9 protein-coding genes are annotated in these 17797 nt (G+C 44.8%); all 9 read left to right on the top strand.

The window, feature by feature from the left end; all coding sequences use genetic code 11:
• The first annotated feature begins 184 nt into the window (after positions 1-184).
• The 9 genes from K1Y79_RS10590 to K1Y79_RS10550 all read left to right on the top strand — a co-directional run bounded on the left by K1Y79_RS10590 (position 185) and on the right by K1Y79_RS10550 (position 17669).
• Positions 185-3334, top strand: a complete 3150-nt coding sequence (locus K1Y79_RS10590) for a PAS domain-containing protein (protein WP_220249990.1) — start codon at positions 185-187, stop codon at positions 3332-3334.
• A 155-nt stretch (positions 3335-3489) separates the two neighbouring features.
• The gene (locus K1Y79_RS10585) at positions 3490-4614 is read left to right on the top strand and encodes a helix-turn-helix domain-containing protein (protein WP_220249989.1); all 1125 of its coding nucleotides are present in this window, start codon (positions 3490-3492) and stop codon (positions 4612-4614) included.
• 7 nt (positions 4615-4621) lie between these two features.
• Positions 4622-5818 (top strand): FAD-dependent monooxygenase, encoded by a 1197-nt coding sequence (locus K1Y79_RS10580; RefSeq protein WP_220249988.1) that lies wholly within the window; start codon positions 4622-4624, stop codon positions 5816-5818.
• Positions 5819-6411: 593 nt separating this feature from the next.
• Positions 6412-7785 (top strand): hypothetical protein, encoded by a 1374-nt coding sequence (locus K1Y79_RS10575; protein WP_220249987.1) that lies wholly within the window; start codon positions 6412-6414, stop codon positions 7783-7785.
• Positions 7786-7809: 24 nt separating this feature from the next.
• Complete coding sequence (locus tag K1Y79_RS10570) at positions 7810-11058, top strand: RHS repeat domain-containing protein (RefSeq protein ID WP_220249986.1); 3249 nt, start codon at positions 7810-7812, stop codon at positions 11056-11058.
• A gap of 23 nt (positions 11059-11081) precedes the next feature.
• Positions 11082-15374 (top strand): DUF6443 domain-containing protein, encoded by a 4293-nt coding sequence (locus tag K1Y79_RS10565; RefSeq protein WP_220249985.1) that lies wholly within the window; start codon positions 11082-11084, stop codon positions 15372-15374.
• A gap of 155 nt (positions 15375-15529) precedes the next feature.
• Positions 15530-16162: a hypothetical protein gene (locus tag K1Y79_RS10560; RefSeq protein ID WP_220249984.1), complete on the top strand. Its 633-nt coding sequence runs from the start codon at positions 15530-15532 to the stop codon at positions 16160-16162.
• Positions 16163-16233: 71 nt separating this feature from the next.
• Positions 16234-16866: a hypothetical protein gene (locus K1Y79_RS10555; RefSeq protein ID WP_220249983.1), complete on the top strand. Its 633-nt coding sequence runs from the start codon at positions 16234-16236 to the stop codon at positions 16864-16866.
• A 503-nt stretch (positions 16867-17369) separates the two neighbouring features.
• Positions 17370-17669, top strand: a complete 300-nt coding sequence (locus K1Y79_RS10550) for a hypothetical protein (RefSeq protein WP_220249982.1) — start codon at positions 17370-17372, stop codon at positions 17667-17669.
• Positions 17670-17797: the final 128 nt, after the last annotated feature.

The following is a 17797-nucleotide window of genomic DNA, read 5'->3' as shown; positions in this document are numbered from 1 at the left end:
TGTTTGGGAAAGGAGTAAACGTCATATCTTGACGGTTTTATTGGTATTCACTGAAACCTGCTTAACTTGGTAAATATTTAGTCTGATATTAGCCTAAAGCCTATAAATCAGACGGTGAACATATTAACGATTTATAGGTGATATGCGGCAATTGTATATCACTTCAACGTAATCAGAACGGCTTATGCCAAATTCCTTGACCTTCAGCAGTAATAACGACGCTGCCTTTCCGAATATTTATGAAATATACGAGAACGTTCCTTTCTCAGTAGCCGTATTGCGGGGACCGGACTTGATAATTGAATATATCAACCGGCTGAATCTCTCTATCTGGCGTTGTACACGCGAAAGCGTCATGGGTAAACCTCTTTATGAGGCTAAACCTGAACTCCGAAATGATGTAGAAGCGCTTCACCGGGAGGTGCAGGAAACCGGTAACCGCTTTCAGGCAAATGAAGTACCCATTGAAATTATTGACGAGGACGGAACGCGCCTACATTATTTTCAGGTAAGTATCGACCCAATCCGGGATGCTGACGGGAACATAATAGGGCAAATAGCAACCTCAATTGATGTCACAGAGCAAGTGATGTACCGGCAGCAATTGGAGAAAAGTGAACATCAATACCGACTTGCAAAGAGCGAAGGCGAGAAACTGAAACGGCTTTATGAAGCTGTTACCGGAAATACACCCGATCTGGTATATGTCTTCGACCTGAATCATAAATTCACTTATGCTAATCCCACTTTATTGGCCATGTGGGGAAGAGACTTGCAGGAAGCCATTGGCCGGGGAGTTAGGGAAGTTGGTTACGAAGGATGGCAGGCTAACATATATGAGCAAGAGATAAATCGGGTTATTATAACAAAGCAATCTGCAAATGGAACCTATTCTTTTGTGCATAAAGATTTAGGGGAACGTACTTATGATTACCTGCTTGCTCCCGTATTAAATGAAATAGGAGAGGTGGAAGCCATTGCCGGCATCACCCGGGATGTTTCTGAACAGAAAGTAGCTGAAGAGGCACTTAAAAAGAGTGAACAGCACCTGGAGACACTAAGGAACGCTGTACCTGCTATGATCTTTTATCTTGATAAGGAAGAGCGTTATCAAACATACAATGACACGTTTTGTAAGTGGTTCAATGTTAATAAAACAGAAGCCATTGGAAAAACAGTACGTGAATTTATCGGGGAAGCCGCCTACCGCGTTGTATCTCCACATCTAAGGAAATCTTATAACGGCGAGGTAGAACAATACGAAATAGAAGCACCTAGCAGAGCAGGTGATGGTAGATGGTTTAATATTGTGTACACGCCAGATAAAAATGATGACGGAGACGTGCAGGGTGTCATTGTTCTGGCAACGGATGTTACCGCATCCAAGTTGACAGAAATAGCTATCAGAGAAAGTGAGCATCGCTTTCAGAACCTCATCCGTGATGCCAATCTTGGGATTATAGTTTTGTCTGGTAAAGACATGGTTGTTTCAGTAGCAAATGACGCTTATGGAAAAGTTATTGGATACAATGTTGATCAATTACTTGGAAAGCCACTTTTTGACGTTGTACCTGAGACAAACCTTCAGGATCGCCAGCTGTTAGAAAAGGTCCGCGAAACAGGTCAGTCTGTTTATTTATATGATACGCCTTATTCTATCTCGTCAGAAGGCGTGAATGTGCAAAGATACCTGAACGTTATCTACCAGGCATACCGGGAAACGGACGGGCAGATAACTGGCGTAGTAGCGTTAGCTCAGGATGTTACCGAACAGGTAATAGCGCGTCAGCATCTACAGGAAGCTAATGAAAGAGCATCACTAGCCATCGAATCAGGTGGATTAGGAACAGTCGAAGTAAACCTTCAGACTGAAGAGGTAGCGCTTTCTCCCCGTGCGAAAGAGATATTTGAACTACATGCGGCCCCGCAACGAACTGATTACCTCAACAGCCTGCATCCAGACGACCAGATACTATGTAAAAAGGTCTATGAACTTGCTTTGCTGGATGGAAACCTCGAATATGAAGCAAGAATCATCCGCAATGATAACTCCATACGGTGGATTAAAACAAGAGGTCGTATTCACTTTGATGATGCCAATAAGCCTTTAAAGGTGGTATCTGTCGTGCAGGATATTACTGACCAGAAAATTTTCTCCGAAGAGCTGGAAAGACAAGTAAAACAACGAACAGAAGATCTTCGGCAGGCCCATCAGCTTTTGCTCGCTTCCAATGATTATCTCCAACAAATTATCAATATATTCAGCGCCCCTATGCAGGTGCTGCGACCAATTCTACAAAACGGGAATGTCGTTGATTTTACCTATAAACTCACAAACACCGCCTACGCTGCTTACACAACATACTCACCAGAAGAACTGATCAATAAAAGGGTAAGCGAGGTATTTCCAGGTTACTTTGAAACAGACAGCTTCAGAAATATCCGCGAGGTGGCCATGACGGGCCTGAATAACACCTGGGAGAACCACTATGCTGCCGACGGATTAGATATCTTCAACCTGATGAGTGCAGCCCTAATGAATGAAGATGTAGTGGTCCACATGACGGACTTTACCAACATGAAAAGCCTCCAGCTGGAACTGCAACGCAAGCTTATAGAGCTCGAACGTTCCAATGTGAGTCTGGAGGAGTTTGCACATGCCTCTTCCCACGACCTAAAGGAACCCATCCGGAAGATTCATTTCTTCACAGATCAGTTAAAGACGGATCTGCAAAAACAACTTAGCGAAAAGCAGGTTAGGTTATTTCAGAGAATTGAGAATGCCACCAGACGCATGGCAAGTTTAATAGATGATTTGCTGGTTTATTCTCAGGTTAGTGAACGTCCGCTGGAAAAAGAACCTGTCAATTTAAACGAAACCATTAACCTGGTACAGGAAGATCTTGAGTTAATTATTGCTCAAAAAGGAGCACAGATCTACGTAGGCGATCTGCCGGTAATCAATGGCTATAAAAGACAACTACAGCAGCTCTTCCAGAATCTGGTTAGCAACGCAATTAAATACAGTAAAGAGGACCGATACCCTGTCATAAGGATTTCCTCAGCTCAGGTAGATGGCAAGAGCATTCATCTGGAAGAGGATATGATGTACTACTGTATCAAAGTTGAGGATAATGGCATCGGTTTTCAGGAGAAGTATGCTGATCAGATCTTCAAGATGTTCCAGCGGCTCCATGCTAAAGGAGAATATGCCGGTACCGGCATAGGACTATCCATAGCCAGAAGAATTGTAGATAACCACAGGGGTAAAATAGTAGCATCCGGCGTTCCGGATGTTGGGGCAACTTTTAATGTTTATCTGCCCTACCTTTAAGTTAGATAATAATCTCATCTATATACAGAAGGGCATATTGTAGTGCCAGACTTATAGTGCTATTAAAATAGGGGCTTTGTCCACCTTTTACTATCTTTTGTCGGACAAAAGATAGTTGTGCATTCCTACCTTTGAAGTACTTATCAAATGATAGTATGAATGATGCAAAAGAGCACATACAGTTACTCGAGCTAAATTCCAGTGCCTACGGCCTGGTTATTTCTCCAATGCTGCGATCATACTCGCTGCTGAGAGAGGTCGAAGTAGCATTTGACCCACACCGGCACGATTTCTATTCTTTATTTTTACTGGAGTCTGGTTCAGTTGTATTCAATATTGATGCTCAACAGGTTACTATGACGCCAGGATCTATGTTGCTGATCTGTCCCGGGCAGGTGCATCAATGCCTGGAAGCCAGTGATATTGCCGGATGGGTTGTATCATTCGACGCCAAATTACTGGATCTTAAGGCACGCTCCTGGATAGAACAACTGATGCCTGGAATGGCCTTTTTTAGTCTCAGTTCAGGAGAACTATCCTTCTTCAAAAGCCTCCTTTCGTTGATATATGAGGCTTTCCAGGAAGCGCATCCCGGAAAGTTCCATCAGCAACTACTGCATTCACTCGTCAACAGCATCTTCTATAAAGCAGCCAACCTTCACATATCGCAACAGGCAGATACTAAGGTAACTGGATTCCCAAGGCCCGTTCAGATTGTTCAGCAGTTCAAGCAGTTGGTTAAAACTCATTTCCGGTCACTTAAACGCCCCGCTGATTATGCCGGTTTGATGCACCTGTCTGTCAACTATCTCAATAACACTGTTAAAGCAATTACCGGCTTTCCTGCTACTTACTTTGTCCAGGAGGAAACCATAGGAGAAGCCCAGCGGCTGATATTATACACATCAAAGACAGTAAAAGAAATATCGTCTGATTTGGGTTTCACAGATCACAAGTATTTTATCCGCCTGTTTGGGAAGGTAGCAGGTATATCCCCGACTGTGTTCCGGAAAGCTAATCATAACAAACCTGCATACTTCAGCAATGTGTTGATGATATTTAAGACAGATATCCCAACGCAACATGCAGCTACTACCGTCATCGAGGACTTGCTCAAGCTACTTCCCTCTCATCATATTGATTTTCGCCTGAATGATGATACTTGCCTGATCCAACTTGAAGGCAGGCCTGTACATACAGACATAGTTCTGAAAGCATTGCAGGTAAGGAATTATACAGGTAAAGAGATCAGCAGTGCTGCTTTATCCGACAAAATATAGATCTTCTATGACTAACAAGAAAATATTGATTACAGGGGCAAGCATAGCTGGTCCGACGATTGCATACTGGCTGCATAAATATGGATTTGATGTAACCGTATTGGAACGTTCTCCTGCTATACGACTGGGTGGACAAAACATTGATGTAAAAGGACCCGCAAAGGAAATAGTATGTAAAATGGGACTTGAAGACAATGTCCGGGCAGCTAATACAACAGAAATTGGTATGCGCTTCGTAAGTCCGGAGAACCATATACTAGCAGAATTTCCCAAAGAAAGCTCTCTGAGTATGACACAAGAGCTTGAAATACTGCGCGGTGACCTGGTAAAGATCCTGTATGAGCATACTAAAGATAAAGTAACTTACCGGTTTGGCGACTATATTACCTCGCTTGACCAACAAGCCGATCATATATCCGTAACGCTGGCAAGTGGACTTAATGAAAAGTATGATCTTATTATAGCTGCTGAGGGTATCGGATCCAGTACCCGCAAACTGGCATTTGGGAGCGATCCCCGGTTTAAGTTTTTAAAGCTATATACCGCCTATCTGACCATACCAAAGACAACAAGTGATAGCCGTTGGGCGCGCTGGTGTAATGTGAAGAAAGGAGTTGTATTTATGCTGCGACCAGATAATTATGGCGAAACAAGAGCATCCATCACTTTCCTCTCAGAAGAGCAAAAATATAGAGAGCTGCCATTAGCGCAACAAAAGGAAATTCTGATCAACCGCATAAAAGATACAGGTTGGGAGTCTGATAGATTAATTGCAGCAATAGCCCGTACACAGGACCTCTATTTCGATAAGGTTAGCCAGGTCAAAGCAGACAAATGGAGTACCGGCAGATTTGCCCTTGTAGGCGACGCTGCCTATTGTGCTACGCCAATTGCTGGTAAAGGAACCGATCTGTCTATGGCGGGCGCTTACATCCTGGCAGGTGAGTTATTCCGGGCAGATAACCATCAGGATGCTTTTGCTGCCTACGAACAAAGAATGCGTCCTTATGTAGATAAGTGTCAGCGTCTTCCTCCAGGAGTACCCGGACTTGTCTATCCAACTACGTCATTTGGTGTCAGGTTGCTGAATAGTGCCGTCTACCTGGTAGGTAGCAGGCCTGTCAAATGGCTGGCCAGTCTTTTTAGTAGTAAGAAGAAAGATGTACAGCCAGAAATCGAATTGCCCGATTATGAGCGCCAATAGTCATACCTGACGCAAGCCACTGATGACTGCATGATTGATCAGCTGAAAAGCTAACATGCCCATTAGTAGTGATTAAAGAATAACCGGAATTTTCCCCCGCCTGCTTTCTCGCTGGTTTATAACTGAATGCTTACTTTTGTCGTAGCAGTATTGACATACTACATCAACGCACGGACAAAAAACTAAGCATCAGAAGCATCATATAGTAGTTGTTAAAGCGCTATGCATTTCCCCATACATCATCATCATTAACAGAGTGGGTTATTTAAGATAAGTATATGATAGCAAGATTGTTATAATGATAAAAATACACTCCTTAACATCGAGTTAACCTCAGCCAGGAAAAGTTTGTATTTACTTCGTAACACAAATAATAACCACATCAACCTTGAACAGACAGATGGACAGAACGTCCTCTCCGATTTATAGAATGTAACTAATATACAGAAAGCTGAAAGGTACAACGTCAGCTGATAACAGACGCTGATCACCATCGGCCCTGATCACTGTACACCCCCAGATATAGTAGCTGTTGTGGTATTTAGGCACTAGTTACCAGATCAAAACACATGCTGTCCGATTAACACTTGCCCATGAAGAAATTATACATTCTTCTGGTAGGGACCCTTATCTCCCTCCAGCCTCCCCTGCATGCGCAGGACTCTTTAAACATACCTGCGAAAGAACGATACCTACGTGTGGTCTCAAAGAAGAACAGGCAGGTAACACATAAGCTCCATCATGCAAACGTCGAAAAACTTAATCGCTATATTGACAGACTGGAGAAAATGGAAAAGACTGTCGCATTGCTACATCCGCAGACTGCCGTACATGTCTTTCCGCCTTTGATCAATCATGCAAAGACTTTCCGCGACCAGTTAAGCACTGCCACGCAACTACCTGCCCGGTATTTTGGCTATCTGGATACGCTACAGGGGACTATAAAATACATTGTACAACAGACTAATTCCACCTCTCAATCATATACGCAGGCGAAAGCTGCTATCACTTCTATGCAGCGTGAAGTATCAGTTACTGAGCAAACTACCGCTATAATAGAAGCAGGTAACCGTGAACTTGCAGCTGTGCTGCAACCACTCGGTAGTTTTGCGAAAGAATTATCTCTGCTACAGATCGATTTGGGCAACTACCTGAGACAAATAGAAACATACAAAACGCTGCTTGCTGATCCTAAAAAGATAGAGCAAAAGGTAATCACCTTACTTCAGCATAATAAGCTGTTTCAATCTTTTATGTCCCATAATAGCCTATACGCCGGTCTATTAGGCCTTCCCCAGAATTATAATGTTACAAGAACGCTTGAAGATCTGCAGACACGTACAATAGTCGATCCTTTATTACAGACAAGGATAGGTACTGATCCATCGCTAGCTGGTAGCCGTATGGACATGGCCCGCTCTCAGTTTGAAGATTACAAATCCCGTTATGCAGAGCGGCAACATGCAGATAAAGCAGCGTCAGATAACGATCATCAGATGAAGCAAATGAATAGGCATAACAGACTACAGACCGGCGCTAATATCAGCTTCCAGAAGGCTAATATGTACTTTCCGGCGACAGCAGAGATCACTGCGCAACTGGGATATCGTTTCCATAAAAAAGGTGTTACTGGTATCGCCATCAATTACCTGCTGGGTATGGGCAACGGATGGGAGTATATCACTATCAGCCATCAGGGTATAGGAATACGCAGCTTTCTCGACTGGCAGATAAAAGGAAATATCTACGTGACCGGCGGAGCAGGTATCAACAGGCTTTCACCATTTCACAGACTCAGAGAATTATATGACTGGAAGGGCAATCAGCTATCAGCTTTAGCTGGTGTGAAAAAGAAGGTGCAACTAAAAGGTAATAAAAGCGCGGTTACTTCCATTGAATACGACTTCCTGGCTGCACGTACATTGTCCCGTCCTCTCAGGATCTGCTTCGGATACAACTTCAGATAACTAAACACAAGTCAATTATAATTTATGCAGCTATTTATCCGATGGCGCTGGGGCATCGCTATGTTCCTGGTGGTCATGTTCTATGATGTACTTTCTGCGCAAACTTCTACTGTCTTCGATATGACCACTCCCGCTGAGATGTACGAGGGTAGTAAGAACGCAGCAGGCATGGTGCGTGTTGTAGATGTTCCTGTATCTTATTACAATGGTAAGGCGCAGCTGAACTTTCCCCTATATCAGATTAAATCCGGTAGTCTTGAATTTCCTCTTTCACTAGACTATACTGCCGGCGGGGGGATACCGGTTCAAAGTCAGGGTAGCTGGGTAGGTACCGGATGGGAATGTAACGGTAGCGGCGCAATTGTACGCACTGTTGTGGGTAGACCTGATGAACTGACTACTATGGGCTATACTGCCGCCGCGGGTACTTTGTCCATGCCGTTATGGTCTACGCTCAATCCATACAGCTGGCTTAGTTCATTGACTACCTGCAACAAGAAAGATATCGGTGAAAGCAGGTTAGATCTGCTGCCCGATATTTACTTCGTTCAGTTTGGCAGGCATAGTGCCCGGATGTTCTTTGACAGGACAGGCGCTGCTTATTTTTCTCCTTACAAGCCATGGAAGCTGTCAGGAAGTATAACTACCGGCTTCGTTATTACCACTGAAGATGGTATCCGGTATGAGTTCAATGATGCGGAAACATCCACTTATGACGTAGAAACGCTTCCTGGTGATGGTGGCAGCAACTTCACCTGTAAAAGTGCCTGGTTCCTGAGCCGTATCGTTTCTCCTAACAGGATTGATACTATCCGTTTTGCCTACGCTGCTGCATCATTTGATAACGAAGATGATATACCCTCTGAAACACGCTATACTTCCGTTGCCGGACAGCCTACAGGATGTAATAATCAACGGCCGCCCAGTGAGAGTACTACCAGGACTTACAGCCATCAGACAAGCCATTCCTTCCGGCTTAGTCATATTACTTTCAAGAGCGGAAGAGTAGAATATGTCAGTGCAATGGATCGTTCAGACGTTAATACCGGTAACAAGTCCCGGCTCCGGGAGATCAATATATTCAGTACCCGTGGTACAATCAATTCTCCTGTCAAGAAGGTCAGATTTAACCAGTTCTATGCCAGTAGCGCTGCCAGTGATGTACTAAAGCGGCGGTTGTTCCTCCAGAGCTTCGTGGAAGTTGGTGGAACTGATTCTATGACAACCGGCTTTACTTATATTAACCCGGATGCCATGCCTTCCAGAAGAAGTTATGCACTGGATCACTGGGGGCTGTATAACGGTAAGAATGGCAATACTACACTTATCCCGGCAATGACTGAGGGCGGTGTATCCTATTCAGGCGCTGACAGAGAGCCCGACTCAATAGCTATGCAATATGGGCTACTATCCACTATTACTTATCCTACCGGAGGCGTAAGAACTTTTACCTACGAGCCTCACAGGTATTCCTTCTTCAGGAACGCGGCTTTATACAAGCCGGTACGTCCTGACTCTGTTGCCGTTCCTGCACTTGTACAGGCAAAAGCTAATGATGGTTCACTACCTGCTGTATACAGCGATACTACCCGTTTCTTCCTGCCGGATATTCCCGGATATGCACAGACTATCACCTACTTCCTCACGGGCCTGATTCCTGCTGATCCCAACGCAACAGTCTTTGTGACGGATGACAATTTCAATGTGCTATGGGCTTCAGGAACCTCTAACGGCGTAACGCGAACGGCGGATATCTATCTACAGAGAGGAAGATATTACAGGTTAATAGCTGAAAGGGTAGGCTTAAATGAAAAGGCTATTATTTCGCTAAACTATTATAAGTGGAATTACATCACATCGCCTGCTATTTATAGCAAAATAGCAGGTGGCACACGCCTGAAAAGTATCACAACCTATGATGGTATCAACCATGCCGCTGACCAGGTGGTGAGCTTCCATTACCAGTTAAATGACTCCACCTCCTCCGGTGTGCTATTGGATGAGGCAAAGTATGCCGGTATGACGTATTCAGCTTTCTACTGTGATGGTATTCCCCAGGCTAAAGGTGGCGACTGGCAGGTATTTGCACGCTATGGCAATAGCCTTGTAGCACTGGGCCGTACTCAGGGAAGTCCTATCGGCTATTCCAGGGTAGTAGCTGAATACGGTCCTAATGCCGAGAACGGGAGCGAAGTGTACAACTATACCCTGCGGGGATTGATGGATGGAGGTGGTGTAGGATACCCTTACATCCCAAGGACCTCTTATGATGAACTTCGGGGCCTGTTGCTTTCCAAACGCATATATGACAGTGCCGGAAACCTGCTCAGAAGTACAACAAATGAATGGGATCTGAATAACACTGCCGGATCGCCTAACCTCCGGTGGGTATGGGGTGCAAAGTGCGGTATACAGCGTTCCTCCAACAGCTTCTTCAACGGCTGTCCCACTGGTGCAGACTGGTCATTCAGCATCGGTATGTTTCAGACATTGCAGTATTGGCCTACGCTCAATGCCAGTACCGATAGTACTTATGATGTACTGACAGGTGCCGGTATCGGTATGCGGACGGTCTATACCTATGACTCAGTATCCGCCCAGGTTACCAGTAAAGAGGTAGCTGGCAGCGACAATGTAGTGCTTAGAACAACATATACCTATCCACGGGATTATGCAGGCACCACCGTCTACGATTCAATGATCGCGCGTAACATTATATCAGAGGTAATTGGAGCTGTCACTACCCGGGGCAATATAAAAACTTATGAAGAACGTAATGACTTTGGCTTTTATAATGGAATGATTGCTCCGCTAGGCAAGCGGATGATCAGGTCCAATCAGGCCCTGGAACAAAGACTCACCTTCGATGCTTTTGACGCCCGAGGCAACCTTCTCCAGCAGGGCAGAACCACTGATGTGAAAGAAGTGTACCTCTGGGGCTACAACGGAGAATATCCGGTAGCTACTATCACCGGGGCCACATATAACGAAGTCGCCGCACTGGTAAACCAATCCGTACTTGATGCGCCTGCCGATGATGCTGCTTTACGTGCAGAACTCAATAAGATCCGCACGGCAATGGCCGGCAAATCTGTGCAGGTGATCACAAAAACATTTTCTCCCTATGGAAAGGTTACCAGTGAGACCGATCCTGCAGGAATGACTACGCTGTACTCTTTTAATGGTCTGGGACAACTCATTGCTACGCGGGATTGGAACGGCAATTATCAGAAGATATATGATATAAAGCTCCAGGTGCCCGTCAACCAATAACCCCTAACTAACAAGTTCTCTGTATGATCAAAGTAATACTAGGCAGCATACTAGCCGGACTGTTTTACATCCCGGTTTGTAATGCACAACATATACCACGTACAAAAGCAAGACAGCAGGCTACCCCTGTCGCATTGCCACCTAACTACACCAATACAACTATCAACTTTATCCGTATCTGGGAGCCTAACATCGCCAGTAATGATACTTCCTATATCAGATCATCCGCGAGAACGCCTGCTGAAGTAAGGCAGACAACTGAATACCAGGATGGCTTAGGCAGAAAGCTACAGGTAGTGGAGAAAGGTATTACCCCCGATGGCAGGGACTTTGTCACGCCCTTTTTGTATCACAGATCCGGTATGGAATACTTACGTTACCTGCCCTATGCGCACACCACCGGGAACGCCAGCAACGGCAGTTTCAAAGCGGATGCCTTTGCTGCACAGCGGACCTTCTACCAGGATACTATCTTGAATCCATCTGCAGCAGGGGAACAGATCTACTACAGCCGTATGCAATTTGAGCAGGCTCCCGGCGGCCGCCCGCTCAAATCTTTCGCTCAGGGAAACAATTGGGCGCTGGAAGGCGGCAACCGGCCTATCGCTACCAGATACCAGGTCAATACTGCCAATGACTCTGTGCGCTTGTATGTAATAGGTGATGGCGCACTACTACCTGTATCTACGACCGTATATCCTCCAGGAGCACTGTTCAAGGATGTATTAATCGGGGAAGATGGTATGCAGACAGTAGAGTTCAAAGATAAGATGGGCCGGGTTATACTTAAGAAAACACAAAGCAGTTATACGCCCGGTACAGCACACATGGGCTGGCATTGTACCTATCAGGTGTTCAACAGAAACGGAAAACTTGCCTTTATTATACCTCCGAGACTGGTAGAGATTATCCGTGGCAGCTGGGTGATCAGTCCCGTGATGGCGCAGGAACTGGCCTTCATATTCCGGTATGATCACCGCGAGCGGCTCATTATCAGCAAAGATCCTGGCGCAGACTCTATAGAGATGATATATGACCGCCGGGACCGTATGGTCGTTAGCAGAACGGGAAATCTCAAGAGAATGGGTATGGCCAAGGCGTATCTCTACGACTCCATTAACCGGCCTGCCGGCATCAATATGTGCTATTACGGAGGTACCAGAGAGCAGATGCAGGCGCTGATGGATACCTCTATGGTACGAGATCCGGATAATGCTACTCCCTGGATTCCGGCGGCTAACCTGCTGCCCCAACACAAGATCTATTATGATAACTACAATTTCCCGGGTAAAAGCAATTATGTAACCACCGATCTGGCTAATACAAGAATCGGAAACAATCCTTATGGTGAAGCTATGCCCCTCAGTCCCAGTTCACGTACCAAAGGCAAAATGACCGGTCAAAGCGTGTGGCTGGCTACTAAAGGTATCTGGTTAACTACCACCTACTATTATAATGATCGCGGTAGAGAGATCCAGACAATTGAAGAAAACTATGGTGGAGGCAAGGACATACTGAACAAAGTATATGACTTCTCAGGCAAGCTGCTGGCTACCTATCTCAGGCATACCAATCCAGGATCTGTTACAACGCCACAAACAACTGTACATCGCCTGTTCCACTATGACGGAGCAGGTAAACTGGATTCGCTGGTGATCACCCTGAATAATAACTGGGCACAACGTAGGGCTATTGCAGTGATTGATTATAATGAGACTGGTCAGCGGCTGAAGGAAAGGTTAAACCCATCTGTAACGTCACAATTAGAGACCCTTCATTTCGAGTATAACATCCGTGGCTGGAACCGGGGTATCAACCGGGGCTATGCAAATACTGCAGGTAGCAGTTCCAACTGGTTCGGTATGGACATCAGCTATGAACAAGGCTTTGATAGTTCAGTATACACCGGCAATATATCCGGTATTAAGTGGAAGGGGAGAGGAGATGGGCTCGGACGTGCTTACGGCTTTAGTTATGATCCGTCTCAACGTCTTTCTGGCGCTTATTTCAGTCAACAGAACGCAGGTACCGTTAACTGGGCGCAGGATAAAATGGACTTCTCCGTTAGCGGCATAAGCTATGATGCTAACGGAAATATGCTCACTATGAAACAACGGGGTATGGATGGACTGGCCAAAAAGACGATCGATAGTCTGAAATACGGATACATCGGTAACAGTAACCGCTTGTACTACGTCACAGACAAAGTCAACGATCCCAGTTTGGCATTGGGAGACTTCAAGGAGATCGTGAACAATGAGACGCAGGACTACTGGCAGGATCCTAACGGAAATATGGCCAGAGATCGTAACAAGGACATTGATACCATTACCTATGACCATAACAACCTCATTACCTACATGCGGGTAAAACATCGCGGTGATATCTATTGGGTACGTGGAGGAGACGGGAGACTGTTGGCCAAGGTCGTTGTAGATACCAGTAATACAGCGCGTACCGTTGTTACTCATTATGCAAATGGCTTTACCTATTACAATGGTACGCCCATTGGTGGATCAGATACGCTGCAGGAGATCACCCATGACAGAGGTAGAATCAGAGCGATTTACAAGGTCAATCAACCGGTACAATTCGCGTATGATTATTTCATCAAAGACCATCTAGGTAACACACGTATGGTCCTGACGACAAGAAGTGATACTGGTATATACGTTGCTACTATGGAAACTGCTGCAAGTATACAGGAAAATGCATTGTTCAGTAATATCGACAATACACGCAGTGCTAAACCATCTTCATACCCGGCCGATAACACCACCAATCCAAACGCTTATGTAGCCAGAACAAATGGCTCCACAGGACAGAAGATCGGCCCTTCCAAGATATTACGGTTAATGGCAGGCGATACTGTAGCTATTTCCTGTAAAGGATACTACGAGAACAGTGCCGCTACGCAATCGGTGAATAACGCACAGTCCATCGTTACTTCTTTCCTTCAAGCCATGACTGGTGTATCTCTGATGGACGGTGTACATGAAGCCACGGGAAGTACAAGTCCGTTGTCGGTATTTGATGGTAACATATACAATGCTGTGAAGAATCTTAATCCCGCACAGAACCAGTCAGTACAGCCGAAAGCCTACTTGAACTATGTCTTTTTTGATGATCAGTTTAATATGGTTCCTGAAAACTCTGGCGTCAGGCAGGTGCAGGGTTCTACAGGTCAGTTGATAAACCTGGTACTGAATAAACAGGCCGTGAAGAAAACAGGGTGGCTCTATATTTACACCAGTAATGAAAGCGCTGTGGATGTGTATTTTGATAATCTCGTCATTACCCATACCAGTGGTCCGCTGACGGAGGAACACCACTATTATCCGCATGGTGTAGAGATGGCTGCCATTAGTGCCAGCGCATTACGAAACAGCTATATTAAGAACAAGCATCTGTTCAACGGCAAAGAGTTGCACAGTGAAGAGTTCAATGATGGATGGTCCAGTCAGATATATGATTTCGGAGCCAGGATCTATGATCCGCAGATTGGCCGCTTCCACAGTATTGATCCGCATGCGGGTAGGTACGGCGCTATCTCTCCATATAACTTTGCTTTTAATAATCCTATCTCTTATGTAGATCCTGATGGCAAAGATGGTAAGCTATCCGGTAGCGGTACAAAGGAAGATCCTTATGTCATTACTGCCAACTATTATTACTATGACCTGTCTGGCGAAGAGGCCGATGCATTGCAGTCTGTCCTTACCATCTTCAACAATGCAGGGAATGCACGTGTTGTAGAAATTGACGGCAAGCAGGTATATGTAAAGTTCAATCTCTCTGCGAAGCAAACCAATGACCTGGAAGCGGCTAACGCAAAATCGAAGGAAGACCAGTTTCTCGATCTCAACTCTGTATGGGTATCAATGGGCAATACAGTGAAAAATGATAAAGACTACCAGATGCCGGATGGGTACAAGTTCAGACTCGCAGATTCTGACGCTAATATGATAAGGCTGAAAAAAAATGTTACTAACTATATTGCTGCTAACGGATACCCGACACCTAATGGGCATGTGAGACTGGATAACAAAAAGTTCCTCATGACAAACTGGATGCATGAGATTGGACATAACCTGGGACTGATCCATGGAGACCGTGGGATTATGCTCAACTTCAATATCAACAGTGGTGAAATTCAGTATGGTGGGGAGCTTACCAATGAGAATATCATCACATTGATTCAACGTGCTAACAAGCCTTATGGTACAGATAAAGACAAGGACATTGACGTTCGTGGAGGTGACAATCAACATGGGGAGGGTGGTACAAATGGTCGGATTGCAAATGAACTACCCTGATATAAAAAGAACAATCACATTCCAGCTTGTATGCATCCCATTTTTGGACATTGTAAAGGATTGCTCACAAAGTTTAAGGAAAAGTGGATGCGTAGTAACCTGTCATTCCAGGTTAAGTAATACTCCCGTTCATACTAATTGTTAAAACATGTCACATGAAGATATTAATCATTTATCTCTTTCTTAGTCTTCCGATGCTGGCCTACGCACAGCCCTGCCCGCAAATAGTTCAGAAAAGCGGATTCGTAGTGATCTCTCAATCTAAAGAGCAGGATACAGAGCGTCCTTATATACGTGATGGTGTAGTAGAATATCCTCCGGTGGAGCCGGATATCAACCGGATTATGTTTTTCATTCCATCAGACAGTGTTACTACTGACCGGCCACTGTCTTACTGGATTAAACGGAGAGAAGTATTTCCGGCTGCTTATGTGCTTTATTATGAGCGTGCGCTCAGAAGGGTGGTAAAAGAAAAATGCGGGCTGATTTTCGAATCTATAGACTTGCATCATGATCCGGCAAGACCTAAAGTGGGAAAAAATGGCGTGCCCTTGTATGAGATGGCAGGGGTAAAAAAGGGAAGAGTGTACTACAGAATATACTACCTCGATGCACTATGGTATAAAATATTGCTGACAGCGCAGGACAAAAAACAAATGATGTTCGGCATGTCCCCGCCGCTGCCAAAGGAAGGCGACAGTCCTTTCTTCTCGCTGCTAAAGATACTGGACTACCAGGCCGATGCTCAATTGAACGACAAAAGTCTGATTGAGTATAAGCTCCCGTAATGTTCCGGATATCATCATGCGGTATGGACGCACTGTGAAGTGTTAATAAGGTGTATATTAAAACACGTGACATGAAAATATTCATCATTTATCTCTGTATTAGTCTTCCGATGCTGGCCTTTGCACAGCCCTGCCCACAAATCGTTCAGAAAAGCGGATTCGTAGTGATCCGTCAATCTAAAACGTACGATACAGAACCCCCTTATATACGCAATGGGGTGGTGGAATATCCTCCGGTGGAGCCAAATGTCCACCGGATTATAGATTTTATTCCATCAGACAGTGTCACTACTGACCGCCCACTGTCTTACTGGATTGAGCGGGGGGAGACGTTTCCGGCTGCCTATGTGCTTTACCATGAGTATGCGGTCAGGTGGTTGGTACAACGAAAATGCGGATTGCGTTTCGATGCTATAGACCTGGACGATAATCCGATAAGGCCTAAAGTGGGAAAAAATGGCGTGCCCTTATATGAGATTGCAGGGGTAAAAAATGACAGGTTGTACTACATAATATATTACCTCGACGCGCTATGGTATAAAATATTGCTGACACCGCAGGACAAAAAGCACATGATGTTCCAAAAGTACTCGATGCTGCCGCAGGAAGGCGACAGCCCTTGCTTCTCGCTGTTAAAGATATTGGACTACCACGCCGATGCTCAATTCCATGACAAAAGACTGATTGAGTATAAGCTCCCGTAACGCCCCGGATACCATCATGCGGTATGGACGCACTGTAAGGCGGTAACCAGGTATAGGGTAATAGGTATACCGGTCTGGTTGCGGCGCGAGGGGTCTTATAATTGTCCTTGTTAACAGGCTTTTTTATATGCCTGTATTTTATATTATTTCGTCATCACGCCTTCGCTAAAAGGTCACTAGAAGGTCACTTCAATATCCCCGGGATATTGAGGTGACCTTCTAGTGACCTCTTGGTGATGTATTGGACTGGATATCAAAGCGATATCAGGTTGAGGCCTATTCAATGATTTTTAACCTGAGCGGCGCTTCAATTTGCCTGTTACCTGTTGATGTGGATAGCGACGGAAAAACAGGTATTATCCAGTTGGTGGATAACGGTTTTTCAGGCTAACAGTGTGTGGATAACGTGAGTTACTTATAAATGTGTTAAAGTTTGGAACACCCGCTGATTGTTCCAGGCATGTTGGATTTAAATGATTAAATTTATACTAAACCCCATCCATATGAAGTTTTTTGTTAATCAAAATGACATTGTACATGAGTTCTGGAGTAGAAAAGCTTATAACCCCGCTCCTTACCCGGAATTTAAATCGTTCTTCTTTACAGAGGAAGAAGAAGCTAACAATTTTGATGGTTTATTGCTCTTCAATCATCTGCTTGATCTGGCTCAGCGAGATGGTTATCTGGTCTATTCATCTCATGAATACACAAATCCTGACGGCAGTCCTATGAAGATTTATTCATTGACGCCATTAGGAAGAGAGTTAGGCAAGAGATTAGTGGAAAGAAAAGATTATGTTTAACGTTTAGATGCATTGAACGAATTAAAGCAGGTGTCGCAAATACTTTTGTGACACCTGCTTTGTTTTAAGCTGGCTGCTATCTCGTCCTGGATAGACAGTCACGTAAAAGTTTGTTTATCCGTAGCGAT

This window comes from Chitinophaga rhizophila (genome assembly GCF_019492185.1).
In the GTDB taxonomy this organism is placed as follows: Bacteria; Bacteroidota; Bacteroidia; order Chitinophagales; family Chitinophagaceae; genus Chitinophaga; species Chitinophaga rhizophila.
This window is presented reverse-complemented; position numbering and strand designations above follow the sequence as displayed.